A 13173-nucleotide genomic window follows, 5' to 3' on the forward strand; every position below is an offset into this window, starting at 1 on the left:
GCGGCCCGGCGTTGCCGCCGGGCCGCTCGTTCTGACACGATCAGGATCGATCGCGCTTAGCTGTAGATCTCGAACAGGCCTGCGCCGCCCTGACCACCGCCGATGCACATGGTCACGACGCCCCACTTGGCCTTGCGGCGACGGCCTTCCTGCAAGAGGTGGCCGGTAAGCCGGGCGCCGGTCATGCCGAAGGGATGGCCGATCGCGATCGAGCCGCCGTTGACGTTGTACTTCTCGGGATCGATGCCGAGCTGGTCGCGCGAATAGAGGCACTGGCTGGCGAAGGCCTCGTTGAGCTCCCAGAGATCGATGTCGTCGATCTTCAGGCCGTGGCGCTTCAAGAGCTTCGGCACGGCGAACACCGGACCGATGCCCATCTCGTCGGGCTCGCAGCCGGCCGAGGCCCAGGCCACGAAGCGGCCGAGCGGGTTGAGGCCGCGCTTCTCGGCATCCTTGGCTTCCATCAGCACCACCGCGGCGGCGCCGTCGGACAGCTGGCTGGCGTTGCCGGCGGTGATGTACTTGCCCGGGCCCTTCACCGGCTCGAGCTTGGCGAGGCCTTCCAGCGTGGTCTCGGGGCGGTTGCACTCGTCGCGATCGACGATGTAGTCGACGATCGATTCGGCCTTGGTCGCCTTGTCGACCACCTTCATTTTGGTCTTCATCGGGACGATTTCGTCCTTGAACTTGTTGGCCTGCTGCGCGGCCGCCATGCGGCGCTGCGACTCCAGCGAATACTCGTCCTGGTATTCGCGGCTGACCTTGTAGCGCTCGGCGACGATGTCGGCGGTGTCGATCATCGCCATGAAAATGTCGGGCGCGGTCTTGAGCAGGTCCGGATCGATCGATTCCTTCGGCGTGCCGCCGCCGGGTATAGAGATGCTCTCGACGCCGCCGGCGACGATGCAATCGGAGCCGTCGGAACGGATCGAGTTGGCGGCCATCGCGATGGTCTGCAGGCCCGACGAGCAGAAGCGGTTCACCGAGACGCCGGCGGTCGACTTCGGCAGGCCGGCGAGCAGCGCCGCCTGGCGGCCGATGTTCGGCGCGCCATGCGCGCAATTGCCGAGGTAGCAATCCTCGACGTACTCCTTGTCGACGCCGGCGCGGTCGACCGCGTGCTTGATGGCATGCGCGGCAAGCGACATCGGCGGGGTGATGTTGAATCCGCCACGGCCGGACTTCGCCAGGCCGGTGCGCGCGTAGGAAACGATTACGGCTTCACGCATTGTTTTCTCCCTCTGAGATCGCCGGATAGTGGCGCGTCTTGACGCCTTCGTACACATATTTTGGCCGCTGCAACAGGGATACCAGACGCCCCCGAACGACAAACGCCGCCTCCGGGCCCGGAGGCGGCGCCATGTTCCGCAGATCGGAATTTGGAGGTGCTTGAGCGGTATCTTCATCGTCATGTCCGGCACGTCCCGGACGATGACGAGAGCCGCTCAAACAGTGTTTGAAACGCCTTGTCCGAACGCCATTTTAGAACGTCAGCGCCTTGGCCTGCTTCACCTGCGGCAGCGATTGCACCTTGGCAAGCAGATCCGCCGGCACTGCACCGTCGACCTCGACCAACGCAATAGCGTCGCCGCCCTGCTTGACGCGACCGAGATGGAATGTCGCGATGTTGATTTTCGCATCACCGAGCAGGCTCGCAAACGCGCCGATGAAGCCCGGCTTGTCCTCGTTGGTGACGTAGATCATCGACTTGCCGAACTCGGCGTCGACGCGGATGCCCTTGATGTCGACGAGGCGCGGCTTGCCGTCGGCATAGACGGTGCCGGACACCGAACGCTCCTGGCGCTCGGTGGCGACGGTGACCGTGATCAGGCTTTCATAGTCACTCTGCGCGGCGCGGACGACCTCGTCCACCACCATGCCGCGCTCCTTGGCGACGACAGGCGCCGAAACCACATTGACCTCGCCCAGCATCGGCCGCAGCAGGCCCGACAGCACCGCGGAAGTGATCGCCTTGATCTTCATTTCGGCGACGTGGCCCTCATAGGTGATCGTGGTCTTGAGGATGCCGCTCTCGGTGAGCTGGCCCGCGAACGAGCCGAGCTTCTCGGCGAGCTCGATGAACGGCTTCAGCTTCGGCGCCTCTTCCGCCGTGATCGAGGGAAAGTTGACCGCGTTCGAGATCGCGCCCGACAGCAGATAGTCCGACATCTGCTCGGCGACCTGCAGCGCGACGTTCTCCTGCGCTTCGGTGGTGGAGGCGCCGAGATGCGGGGTGCAGATCACGTTGGGATGGCCGAACAGCACGTTCGAGGTCGCCGGCTCCTCGACGAACACGTCGAAGGCGGCGCCCGCGACATGCTTGGAATTCAGCGCATCGACCAGCGCCTGCTCGTCGACCAGGCCGCCGCGGGCGCAGTTGATGATGCGAACGCCCTTCTTCATCTTGGCGATTGCGGCCGCGTCGATCACGTTGCGGGTCTTCTCGGTCAGCGGCGTGTGCAGCGTGATGAAGTCGGCGCGCTTCAGGAGGTCGTCGAGCTCGACCTTCTCGACGCCGATGTCCTTGGCGCGCTCCGGCGACAGGAACGGATCGAACGCGATCACTTTCATGCGCAGGCCGAGCGCGCGGTCGGCGACGATCGAGCCGATATTGCCGCAGCCGATCACGCCCAGCGTCTTGGCGGTGATCTCGACGCCCATGAAGCGGTTCTTCTCCCACTTGCCGGCCTGGGTCGAGGCGTCGGCCTGCGGAATCTCGCGCGCCAGCGCCAGCATCAGGGTGATGGCGTGCTCGGCGGTCGTGATCGAATTGCCGAACGGCGTGTTCATCACGATGATGCCCTTGGCGGTCGCGGCCGGAATCTCGACATTGTCGACGCCGATGCCGGCGCGACCGATCACCTTGAGCCTGGTCGCCTTCTCGATGATCTTGGCGGTCGCCTTGGTAGCCGAGCGGATCGCAAGACCGTCATAATTGCCGATGATCTCGGCGAGCTTGTCCTTGTCCTTGCCGAGATTGGGCTGGAAGTCGACCTCGACGCCGCGATCCTTGAAGATCTGCACGGCGGCGGGAGACAGCGCGTCGGAAATCAGAACCTTGGGTTTTGTCATGGGATGTTCCATCGATGCCGCATGTATGGGATGCGTCACCCGCGGGCCTGACCCGCGGGTCCATCCTTTTTGATGGATGGCCGGGTCAAGCCCGGCCATGACAATGAAAGCGAACGAAGCTGCTTATGCCGCCTTGGGCAGTGCCGCCTTGGTTTCGGCGAAGGCCCAGTCGATCCACTGCGTCAGCAGCTCGACGTCCTTGGCCTCGACGGTCGCGCCGCACCAGATCCGCAAGCCCGCTGGCGCATCGCGGTAGTACGCGAAGTCGAAGCCGGCGTTTTCCTTCTCCACCAGCGCGACCAGCTTCTTGCAGAAGTCGGCCTGGGCGTCAGCGGGAAGCGAGGTGATCGCGGGATCGGTGAACTTCAGGCACACCGAGGTGTTGGAGCGGATCGCGGCATCCTTGGCCAGGAAGTCGATCCAGGGCGTCCGCGCCTTCCAGTCGGCGATCGCCTTGGTGTTGGCGTCGGCGCGCGCGATCAGCGCCTTCAGGCCGCCGATCGACTTCGCCCAGTTCAGTGCATCGAGATAGTCCTCGACGCAGAGCATCGACGGCGTGTTGATGGTCTCGCCTTCGAAGATGCCCTGGTTGAGCTTGCCGCCCTTGGTGAGGCGGAAGATTTTCGGCAGCGGCCAGGCCGGCTTGTAGGTCTCGAGCCGTTCCACCGCGCGTGGGCTGAGGATCAGCATCCCATGCGCCGCTTCGCCGCCGAGCGCCTTCTGCCAGGAGAAGGTGACGACATCGAGCTTCGCGAAATCGAGCGGCTGCGCGAAGGCGGCCGAGGTCGCGTCGCAGATCGTGAGGCCTTCACGGGTTGCGCTGATCCAGTTGGCATCAGGCACGCGCACACCCGAGGTGGTGCCGTTCCAGGTGAACACGACGTCGGAGCTCTGGTCGACCTTGGAGAGATCGGGGATTTCACCGTAAGCCGCGTTCAGCTTGGTGACGTCCTTCAGCTTCAATTCTTTGACGATGTCGCTGACCCAGCCCTCACCAAAAGACTCCCAGGCGAGCGTGGTGACGGGCCGCGCACCGAGCAGCGACCACAGCGCCATCTCGACCGCGCCGGTGTCCGACGCCGGCACGATGCCGATCTTGTAGTCCGCGGGCACCTCGAGCACTTCGCGCGTCAGTTCGATCGCGAGCTTGAGCTTGGCCTTGCCGACCTTCGCGCGATGCGAGCGGCCGAGGGCGGCGTCCTTGAGATTGTTGGGGTTCCAGCCGGGGCGCTTGGCGCAGGGACCGGAGGAGAAATGCGGCACATTCGGCCGCGAAGCGGGCTTCGCTGCAGTCATAGTCTACCCTTCCAGATAGCTGCCTCTCGGTGGGGAGAGGTTTCCCGCCGTCGGAAATAGTGGAAGGGCCCCAAAACGTCAAGGAAGTTCCGACTATTCCGGAACGATCGGGAGATCACGGCTGATTGATGGAGCGTCTTCGACCTGCTGCATCGTCTCCTGATCGAGCAGATCTGCCGCGAGAGTCATGATCCTAACTGCCTTGCGCCGGCTCGATATTTTCAAAATGCTCTTATCGCCGGCCTGCACGATGTACTCGTTGCCGACCCGCACGATCGAATATTCCGACATTCAAATCCCCAGTCGCCGCCGCCCCGTGGGAGACGCCCGACATACCGGACTCGTTCCGACCCGTAAATTCACGGAGGCCGGCTTAGTTTATTGGCTGTTAACCGGATCGCGCAGCAGCGGCTACCGCAGGCATTGCCGTAAGTGCGGCACAACTCGCGCAGGTCAGAAGCGCAGCGTCATGCCGACATGGCTGCGCGCGAAGCCGAGCCGCTCGTAGAAGCGCTGCGCATCGACGCGGGTGTGATGCGTCAACAGCTCGACGAGCGTGCAGCCTTGCGCGCGTGCTTCCGTGACCGCCCACTGCACGAGCTGCTCGCCAATGCCGCGGCTGCGGCAGTGCGTTGCGACGCGCACGTCTTCGAGCAGGCCGCGCGAAGAGCCCTGCGAGCTGATGCCCGGCAGGACCGCAAGCTGCAAGCATCCGACGACGGCGCCCTCCCCGTCGACGGCGACGACGAGCTGCAGGTTCGGATCCCGCTCGACCCGCGCGAAGGCATCGTAATAGCTTTGCGGCAGCGGGTCCTCGATCCGCTCACGCGAACGGCCGAGCGGATCGTCCGCCAGCATGCCGACGATGGCCGCGACATCCTCGCGGTGGGCGCGGCGGATCGTGATCGATGAAGCTTCCGTCATATCGATATTCACCAGAGCTCAGCGCACCGCCGGCAGGCCGAGCACATGCTCGGCGTCGGCGATCCAGCGGCGGATCACGGGATAGCGTTCGAGCGCAAGGCCGCCATCCTCGGCAACGCGCGTATAGGCAAGCAGCGAGACGTCGGCGAGCGAGAACGCATCGCCGACCAGGAATTTCGTACCCGCAAGATGCCGCTCAAGCTGGTCGAGCGCCCCATAGCCGCGCTTGATGAGGTTCGGATCGATCTCCGACACGGGCTTGCCGAGATACACGGCCTGAAAGCGGCAGACGGCGACATAGGGCTCGTGGCTGTTTTGCTCCCAGAACATCCAGGCATCCATCTGCGCCGCGCGATAGGGATCGCCGGGAATCAGATCGCTGCCGCGCGCGAGATAGCGGATGATGGCGTTGGATTGCGCGAGTGTGCGGCCGTCGTCCAGCTCCACCGTCGGCACCTGGCCCCAGCCGTTCAGCTTGAGGAATTCCGCGGTTCGGCTGCCGCCCTTCATGGTGTCGATCTCGACCCATGTGTACGGCAGCGCCAACTTGTCGCACACCCATTTCACCTTCAGGCAATTGCCTGAATTGGTGTCGCCGTGGATTTTCATGTGAGGTCGCTCCGCTTGCGGAGCAACATCGGATCAGCCGCAGATTGCGGTGTCAAGCGAAGTGCGCGCGTCAGAACTTGTAGCCGATGGCCGCACGAACGCTGTTCTGCGTGACCGCCGTGTTCTTGACCGGGCTGAACTTGACGTATTCCCACTCGCCGCGCACGAAAACACAGTTCCACAGCATGTATTCCAGGCCGAGACCAGCGGTCCAGCCGGCAACGTAGGCGTCCGTCTTCGCATCCGTTGCGGTTTGGGCAAACTGCGGCAGCGCAAAGGTGGTCGAAGTGCCGTCGGCAAAGTTAATCGTTCTGTTCACGGAACTTGTGACCGTGCGCGAAACATCCATCCGGCCGACCGCAAGGCCGCCGAAGGCGTAGGGCAGGAAGTCACCGGTTGCCCAACCCGCGCGGCCGCGGAACGTGATCTCGTCCTTGAGCTTCAGCGACGCGCTTCCATTCAACGTCACGCCGTCGGCGGCAGTGGCGCCGGCTGGAAGGACCAGGTTAGGCTGAGCGACTTGAATGGGGCCTAGACTTCCGGAAGTCGTAGTCGTCAATCCGGACCAATAGGTGTAGTTCGCTTCGACACCCACCACGGCGTCGTCGAACTGATAGTTGCGTCCGACAAATGCGCCGAAGCCCGAGCTCTGCGCGTTGACCCGGCCCAGCAGATTGAATTGGGACGTCGGCCCCTGCAGCGTCGTGTTGCGGAAGATGGAATTGGTCAGGGAAGCAACGCTGCCGCCGAAGTCGGTGTTGATCCATGTTTGGCCGACCTGACCGCCGGCATACCAGCCGTCCCAGTTTCTGGTCGGTGCGCTGGAGGCGGGAAGGCTGCCGCGAAGGAAATCCGGCATGTCCGCCGCCTGCGCGCCGGTCACCGCGCCCAACATCATCGCCACCAGCAAGAACCTACGCATTGCAACGCTCCATCCCACTCACCGAATGCGCGTTGATCATCGCCTGTTAACCTTAACCAATCGTTGTCGCCGGCGGCTTTCGACCACTCAAGTTGCAGAAGCTCGCGACATGACTTGGCAAAGAAGAACGGCGCGGGATGATCCCGCGCCGTTTCAATCGTTAACCGTGAAGGCTTCGAAATTAACCCTCGAATTAACCCTTGCGGATCAGTGGGGGCGGCGGCGGCGGGGGCAGCACGTCGCAGCAGGGCAAGGCGAAGCGAACGCCGAGCTTCACATCCTGCGAGGTCATGTCGCGGTACTGGAAGCTCGAGGGACCGGTCGGCGTGCCGTCGAAGAAGTGACCCTGGCCCTGCCCGACCGTGCCCATGTCGAGGTAGCGATAGGCCAGTTCAACCGTGAAGTTGTTGGTGACCTTGTAGGCGACACCGGCATGCAGCGCCCAGGCGAAGTTGGTCTTGGTCGCACCGTCGGCGATGAAGGAACTGGTCAGGCCCGACCCGCTCGGGAACGTCGTGACGTCGGAGAAGGCCGAGGTCTTGATCACCGCGGCACCGACACCGGCGCCGATGAACGGGGTCAAGCAACCCCAGGTGCCGAGATCGGCGTAGATGTTCGCGAGACCGACCCAGCTCTGAACGCCGCCGTGGTAGGTGTCACCCAGCGAACTCGGCCCGGGGAACGTGAAGAAGTCGGTGCCGTTGAAGCTCACCTTGGAGCGATACTCGCCGGTGATGTCGGCACGGAACCAGCTGTTGAACTGATAGCCGACGCCGAGGCCGAACAGCATGCCGCTGTCGAAACCGTGGCCGTACTGGTTGAACGCGGTGCCGGCCGGCAGCGTGTCGTAGGCGTTGACGTGCAGCTTGGCCTGGGTGTTGGTCATGCCGATGTCGCCGCGCAGATACCAGCCGCCGAAATCCTGGACCGGCGGAGGAGCATACGCCATCGGGGGCGGCGGCATGATCGGCATGTCGGCAGCGAACGCCGCCGAGGACAACAGAGATGCCGCTCCGGCGGCGATCAGGGTCTTTACGCTACGCATTGGCTTCGTCCTTTTGGCCCAAGTGAGGCGACACGAAAGGCCTCACGTCTGAAACTCACGGACGGACGATGGCAGCAAATGTTTAAGCGGCACTTAACCCTAATTTTTAAGGTTGATTTTCTCTCACCGAATTCCGCGGCTGTTGCTTATGGGTCCATAAACGCGCGCGTGCAGCAGTGGAAGATGGCGATCTCGCCACAGGTGCTAATGAAGCGTTGACGCAAGCGCGCGGTTTGCAGCGCACGCAAGCGCTGAGTGTTAGCGAAGGATTAAGGAAGGCACCGCGTCAGCGAGCTTCGCGACTGAGACACAGGATGCAATAGCTCGACAGGCGCGGGACTCCATCACCGTCACCCTGAGAGAATGTGAATGCATTCAGCGTCGACCTGGCGAAAGCCAGGACGACGGCGCGAGAAGAGGCCGCTCGCGACAATTCTCACACCGTCACCCTGCGGAGCAGGCGTCTCGAAGGGCGACGGCCCGCCTGGTTGCCGTGCATCCTTAGAAGCTCGCTACGCGAGCACCTCCAGCGACGAAAGCAAAGCCTTCGCGCGGCGATGACGGATCACCAACTCTTTATGCCGCGGCGGCGTGGCCGAGGGCGCTGACGATGTTGTCGACGACCTCTTCCACCAGGATGCGATCGTCACCCTCGCCCATGACGCGGATCACTGGCTCGGTGCCGGAGGGGCGGATCAACAAACGGCCATGGCCGTTGAGGCGTTTCTCGCCGTCGGTGATCGCGGACTTGACCTCGGCGTCGTCGAGCGGCTTGCCCGTGCGATAGCGCACGTTCTTCAGGATCTGCGGCAATGGATCGAACCGCCGGCAGATCTCCGACACCGGGCGGCGCAGCTTCTGCACCACGGCCAGCACCTGCAATGCCGCGACGAAGCCATCGCCGGTGGTCGAATAGTCCGACATGATGATGTGGCCGGACGGCTCGCCGCCGAGATTGTAGCCGCCGCTCAGCATCTGCTCGAGCACATAGCGGTCGCCGACCGGCGTACGGACCATCGAAAGCCCGAGACCCTGCAGGAAACGCTCCAGCCCGAGATTGGACATCACGGTCGTGACGATGCCGGGCTTGGCGAGGCGCCCCTCTTCCTTCCAGCTCTGCGCGATCACCGCGAGCAGCTGGTCGCCGTCGACGATGTGGCCGCGCTCGTCGACCAGGATGACGCGATCGGCGTCGCCATCAAGCGCGATGCCGATGTCGGCCCGCATCTCGCGCACCTTGCGCGACAGCGCTTCCGGCGAGGTCGAGCCGCATTCCTTGTTGATGTTGAAGCCGTCGGGATCGACGCCGATCGGCACCACGTCGGCGCCGAGCTCCCACAGTGCTTCCGGCACCACCTTGTAGGCGGCGCCGTTGGCGCAATCGACCACGACGCGCAGGCCGTCGAGCGAGAGGTCGCGCGGCAGGGTGCGCTTGGCGAATTCGATGTAGCGGTCATGGACGCCGTCGATACGGCGGGCGCGGCCGAGGCTCGCGCTCTGCGCCAGGCGACGGTCGAGCGATTCGTCGAGCAGCTGCTCGATCTGCTTCTCGACATCGTCGGAGAGCTTGAAGCCCTGCGGGCCGAACAGCTTGATGCCGTTGTCTTCGAAAAGATTGTGCGACGCCGAGATCATGACGCCGAGATCGGCGCGCATCGACTTGGTCAGCATCGCGATCGCCGGCGTCGGCATCGGGCCGACCAGCAGCACGTCCATGCCGACCGAGGTGAAGCCCGCGACCATGGCGTATTCGATCATGTAGCCGGACAGCCGCGTGTCCTTGCCGATCACGACGCGATGGCGATGGTCGCCACGCTGAAACACCAACCCTGCGGCCTGCCCCACCTTGAGCGCGAGCTCCGGCGTGATCAGCCCATTGGCGCGGCCCCGAATTCCATCGGTCCCGAAATATTTGCGGCTCATAGTACCCCCAAGATGGACCTCTCGAACCATCCGGCGAGAGAGTCCTGAACGCTTACCAGTGTAGCGTGCATCGGCCTTATAGACTGCCAGGCGCTAAAATGACTTCAAAAAATATGATGAATCATTACCGCGGACAAACCCTGCGCTTCGATCTTAAGGCACTGAGAGATATAACATTATTGGATCTTCGGCAACCGCGCGAACGAACGCCGTCCCCTATCCTTCCGCCTCGCTTGACGTGTTGGTCGCCCTTGCTGGGGGCCGGCTGGGTGACATTGACGGGATCGGAACCGGGAAACGTCTCCTCCAGACCCTCTTCGAGGGCCTCGTCGAGCCGGCGCTTCTCCGCGTTGTCGTCCGGTTTCGGCTTGGAGCCTGATTGCGTCATCGTGCTCTCCTATCCGTCTTCAGATTTGGTGGACCATCCAACCATGCTAGATGACGGCACGACCGAACACCCGCAAGACGTCTCCATCGAACTTGCGACATAGAAGAAGGGCCGGGAACGTCCATGAAGCACATTACTTGCATCGAAGATCTGCGCCAGCTGCACAAGCGCCGGGTGCCGAAGGCGTTTTTCGATTATGCGGACCGCGGCTCGTACACCGAGGACACGCTGCGCGCGAACTCCGAGGACCTGCAGCAGATCAAGTTCCGCCAGCGTATCCTGGTCGATGTGTCCAAGCGTACCCTTGCGACCACGATCCTCGGTGAGCCCTCGGCGATGCCGCTGATCCTGGCGCCGGTCGGCCTGCTCGGCATGCAGCATGGCGACGGCGAGATCCATGCCTGCCGCGCGGCGCAGGCGGCCGGCATTCCGTTCACCCAGAGCACGATGTCGATCTGCTCGATCGAGGATATCGCGGCCGCCGTCGACAAGCCGTTCTGGTTCCAGCTCTACGTCATGAAGGACCGCGGCTTCATCAAGTCGCTGATCGAGCGCGCGATCGCAGCGAAATGCTCGGCGCTGGTGTTGACCGTCGACCTGCAGGTGATCGGCCAGCGTCACCAGGACATCAAGAACGGCATGACCGTGCCTCCGGAATGGTCGCTGTCGAAGCTGATCGATTTCGCGACCAAGCCGGCATGGGTATCCGGCGTGCTGCAAGGCAAGCGCCGCACCTTCGGCAACATCGCGGGCCACGTCAAAGGCATGGACGACATCGTCAAGCTGTCGGAATGGACGGCATCACAGTTCGACACCACGCTGAACTGGAAGGACATCGACTGGCTCCGCAGCATCTGGCCGGGCAAGCTGATCCTGAAAGGGATTCTCGATGTCGAGGACGCCGAGCTCGCCGCCAAGAGCGGCGCCCAGGCGATCGTGGTCTCCAACCATGGCGGCCGCCAGCTCGACGGCGCGCCGTCCTCGATCGAGGTGCTGCCGGAGATCGTCGACGAGGTCGGATCACAGCTCGAGATCATGTTCGACGGCGGCATCCGCACCGGCATGGACATCATGCGCGCGCTGGCGCTCGGCGCGAAGTCCTGCATGATCGGCCGCGCCTATGCCTACGGCCTCGGCGCCGGCGGCCAGGCCGGCGTCGCCAAGGCGCTCGACATCCTCGGCAAGGAGCTCACCACCACGATGGGGCTATGCGGCGTCAACACCATCGCCGAGATCGACGACAAGGTGCTGGCGGTTTAGGGCTGCCGACGCAGCCGTAGCCCGGATGCATACTTACTTCCCTTCTCCCCTCGTGGGAGAAGGTGGCGCGGATGCAATCCGCGCCGGATGAGGGGTTCTCTCCGCGGAGACAGACTCCTCACCCCGCTTCGCTCCGCGAAGCGACCCTCTCCTACAAGGGGAGAGGGTAAGCGCAAGCGTCACATCGGCGGTGCGATGCCGTCGCGGCCGACATTGACGCGGTTGGCTTCCAGCGTGCCGTCGTCCTTCTTCATTGCGCCGAAGATGATGATCTTGGCGCCTGGCTTCAGCTCCGACTTGTCGCCGGAGACGAAGGTGACGACTGGGGTTCCGGGCGGCACCACGACCTTCTTCTCGCCGTCCTTGTATTTCACCGTGATGTTCTGTCCGTCGGTGCCCTCCACCGTCTCGGCGACGGTGGCGTTGGTCATGGTCGAGTTGGCGCGCAAGTCCCAGGGGCGAAAGCCTTCGGCGGCGCCGCGCTGGTTTTCCGGGAAGATATGCACCGCGATCGCCTTCTGCGTTCCGTCCGGCTCGGGCATCGCGGTGACGCCGATATAGGAACCCGCCTTGATCTCGGACAGATCGGTCTTGGCGACGCCGAACACTGCGACGTTGTCGGTGGTGCGCACCTTCACGTCATCGCCGTCGCGCGACTTGATCGACAGCATCGCGCCGTCGACGGCCTCGATGGTGCCGCGGATGCGCACCATCGGCGGCTGCTGGGCGGATGCGGCTGAAGTGAAGGCAACGAGAAGCAGTGCGGCGAACAGCGTCGATTTCGACATGGTGTCCCTCATGGGTTGGGCTGGCGAATCAGGGAACACCGGGAAGTTGAAGGTATTCCGCGCGGCTACCTGCTTCGTGGGAGAGGTGGCACGCACGACAACTACGAGCCAAATGAGAGGGCCGTTACCGCGGTAACGAAACTGTCATCCCGTAGCCCGGATGCAGCGAAGCGCAATCCGGGGCGATCGCACCGCGGAGATAGGCCCCGGATTTCGCTACGCTGCATCCGGGCTACAAACGACACACCAAGCGTCACATCGGCGGCGTCAAGCCGTCGCGGCCGACGTTGACGCGGTCGGTTTCAAACGAGCCGTCGGGCAGCTTCTTCATGAAGGCGATCACCTTGGCCCCGGTCTTCAGGTCCGCCTTGTCGCCGGGAACATAGGTCACGACAGGTGTGTCGGGCGTGACCTGCACCTTCTTCTCGCCGTCCTTGTACTTGACCAGCAAAGTATGACCGTCATTGCCGACGACGGATTCCGCGACGGTGGCATTTGTCATGCTGCTGTTGGGCTTCAGATCATACGGCCGCGAACCCTCACCGGTGCCCCGCATGTTTTCGGGAAAGACATGCACCTCGACCGCCTTCGGCACGCCGTCGGGGCCGGGCACCGTGGTCGTGCCGATGAAGGAACCGACCTTAATGTCGGACAGCGCGATCTTGGTGAGGCCGAGCACCACCATATTGCCTGCCATGTGCAACTTGACGTCTTCGCCGCTGCGCGACTTCACCGCCAGCGTATCGCCATCGACGCTCTCGACGATTCCGCGCACCCGCGTCGGCGTCGGCGGCTGCTGCGCAAGCGCGTAAAGTGTGGACGTCGTCACCATCGCAAACGCAATGAACGGACGAACGAGATGGGAACTGCTGGCAGGCATGGTGATCTCCGGGAGGGAACGCGGGGGGACTAACACGAGACCCCGAGCCGGAGACGCTATTCCGGG

Annotated in this window: 12 protein-coding genes; 1 reads left to right on the plus strand and 11 read right to left on the minus strand. The window is 63.5% G+C overall.

What is annotated here, in order from left to right; genetic code table 11:
• Positions 1-56: 56 nt before the first annotated feature.
• The 9 genes from ACVISU_RS12480 to glmM all read right to left on the minus strand — a co-directional run bounded on the left by ACVISU_RS12480 (position 57) and on the right by glmM (position 9791).
• Positions 57-1229 (minus strand): thiolase family protein, encoded by a 1173-nt coding sequence (locus tag ACVISU_RS12480; RefSeq protein WP_456707133.1) that lies wholly within the window; start codon positions 1227-1229, stop codon positions 57-59.
• Between the two features lie 253 nt (positions 1230-1482).
• Positions 1483-3072 carry a phosphoglycerate dehydrogenase gene (serA, locus tag ACVISU_RS12485; RefSeq protein WP_456707134.1) on the minus strand — a complete coding sequence of 530 codons (1590 nt, stop codon included), beginning with the start codon at positions 3070-3072 and terminating at the stop codon, positions 1483-1485.
• A gap of 123 nt (positions 3073-3195) precedes the next feature.
• Complete coding sequence (locus tag ACVISU_RS12490) at positions 3196-4368, minus strand: phosphoserine transaminase (protein ID WP_456707135.1); 1173 nt, start codon at positions 4366-4368, stop codon at positions 3196-3198.
• 93 nt (positions 4369-4461) lie between these two features.
• Positions 4462-4659 carry a hypothetical protein gene (locus ACVISU_RS12495; RefSeq protein ID WP_456707136.1) on the minus strand — a complete coding sequence of 66 codons (198 nt, stop codon included), beginning with the start codon at positions 4657-4659 and terminating at the stop codon, positions 4462-4464.
• A gap of 162 nt (positions 4660-4821) precedes the next feature.
• Complete coding sequence (locus ACVISU_RS12500) at positions 4822-5292, minus strand: GNAT family N-acetyltransferase (protein ID WP_456707137.1); 471 nt, start codon at positions 5290-5292, stop codon at positions 4822-4824.
• An 18-nt stretch (positions 5293-5310) separates the two neighbouring features.
• On the minus strand, positions 5311-5901 hold the full coding sequence (locus ACVISU_RS12505) for a glutathione S-transferase family protein (RefSeq protein WP_456707138.1): 591 nt from the start codon (positions 5899-5901) through the stop codon (positions 5311-5313).
• Between the two features lie 70 nt (positions 5902-5971).
• Positions 5972-6823, minus strand: a complete 852-nt coding sequence (locus ACVISU_RS12510; protein ID WP_456707139.1) for an outer membrane protein — start codon at positions 6821-6823, stop codon at positions 5972-5974.
• A gap of 193 nt (positions 6824-7016) precedes the next feature.
• Positions 7017-7868, minus strand: a complete 852-nt coding sequence (locus tag ACVISU_RS12515) for an outer membrane protein (RefSeq protein WP_456707140.1) — start codon at positions 7866-7868, stop codon at positions 7017-7019.
• 576 nt (positions 7869-8444) lie between these two features.
• A complete protein-coding gene (gene glmM / locus ACVISU_RS12520; RefSeq protein WP_050404405.1) occupies positions 8445-9791 on the minus strand; it encodes a phosphoglucosamine mutase in 1347 nt (448 codons plus the stop codon).
• 511 nt (positions 9792-10302) lie between these two features.
• On the opposite strand from glmM, the gene ACVISU_RS12525 reads away from it, so the two are divergent.
• Entirely contained in the window at positions 10303-11439 is a 1137-nt protein-coding gene (locus ACVISU_RS12525) for an alpha-hydroxy acid oxidase (RefSeq protein ID WP_456707141.1), read from the plus strand.
• Between the two features lie 179 nt (positions 11440-11618).
• On the opposite strand, the gene ACVISU_RS12530 is transcribed toward ACVISU_RS12525, so the two are convergent.
• Positions 11619-12227, minus strand: a complete 609-nt coding sequence (locus ACVISU_RS12530) for a single stranded DNA-binding domain-containing protein (RefSeq protein ID WP_050404403.1) — start codon at positions 12225-12227, stop codon at positions 11619-11621.
• 253 nt (positions 12228-12480) lie between these two features.
• Entirely contained in the window at positions 12481-13107 is a 627-nt protein-coding gene (locus ACVISU_RS12535) for a hypothetical protein (RefSeq protein WP_456707142.1), read from the minus strand.
• Between the last annotated feature and the right edge of the window lie 66 nt (positions 13108-13173).

The organism is Bradyrhizobium sp. USDA 4452 (genome assembly GCF_054063575.1).

Excerpts from the sequence above, each read along its gene's own strand:
- ACVISU_RS12480 (WP_456707133.1), bottom strand. The coding sequence starts at position 1,229 with ATGCGTGAAGCCGTAATCGTTTCCTACGCGCGCACCGGCCTGGCGAAG.
- serA (WP_456707134.1), bottom strand. The coding sequence starts at position 3,072 with ATGACAAAACCCAAGGTTCTGATTTCCGACGCGCTGTCTCCCGCCGCC.
- ACVISU_RS12490 (WP_456707135.1), bottom strand. The coding sequence starts at position 4,368 with ATGACTGCAGCGAAGCCCGCTTCGCGGCCGAATGTGCCGCATTTCTCC.
- ACVISU_RS12495 (WP_456707136.1), bottom strand. The coding sequence starts at position 4,659 with ATGTCGGAATATTCGATCGTGCGGGTCGGCAACGAGTACATCGTGCAG.
- ACVISU_RS12500 (WP_456707137.1), bottom strand. The coding sequence starts at position 5,292 with ATGACGGAAGCTTCATCGATCACGATCCGCCGCGCCCACCGCGAGGAT.
- ACVISU_RS12505 (WP_456707138.1), bottom strand. The coding sequence starts at position 5,901 with ATGAAAATCCACGGCGACACCAATTCAGGCAATTGCCTGAAGGTGAAA.
- ACVISU_RS12510 (WP_456707139.1), bottom strand. The coding sequence starts at position 6,823 with ATGCGTAGGTTCTTGCTGGTGGCGATGATGTTGGGCGCGGTGACCGGC.
- ACVISU_RS12515 (WP_456707140.1), bottom strand. The coding sequence starts at position 7,868 with ATGCGTAGCGTAAAGACCCTGATCGCCGCCGGAGCGGCATCTCTGTTG.
- glmM (WP_050404405.1), bottom strand. The coding sequence starts at position 9,791 with ATGAGCCGCAAATATTTCGGGACCGATGGAATTCGGGGCCGCGCCAAT.
- ACVISU_RS12525 (WP_456707141.1), top strand. The coding sequence starts at position 10,303 with ATGAAGCACATTACTTGCATCGAAGATCTGCGCCAGCTGCACAAGCGC.
- ACVISU_RS12530 (WP_050404403.1), bottom strand. The coding sequence starts at position 12,227 with ATGTCGAAATCGACGCTGTTCGCCGCACTGCTTCTCGTTGCCTTCACT.
- ACVISU_RS12535 (WP_456707142.1), bottom strand. The coding sequence starts at position 13,107 with ATGCCTGCCAGCAGTTCCCATCTCGTTCGTCCGTTCATTGCGTTTGCG.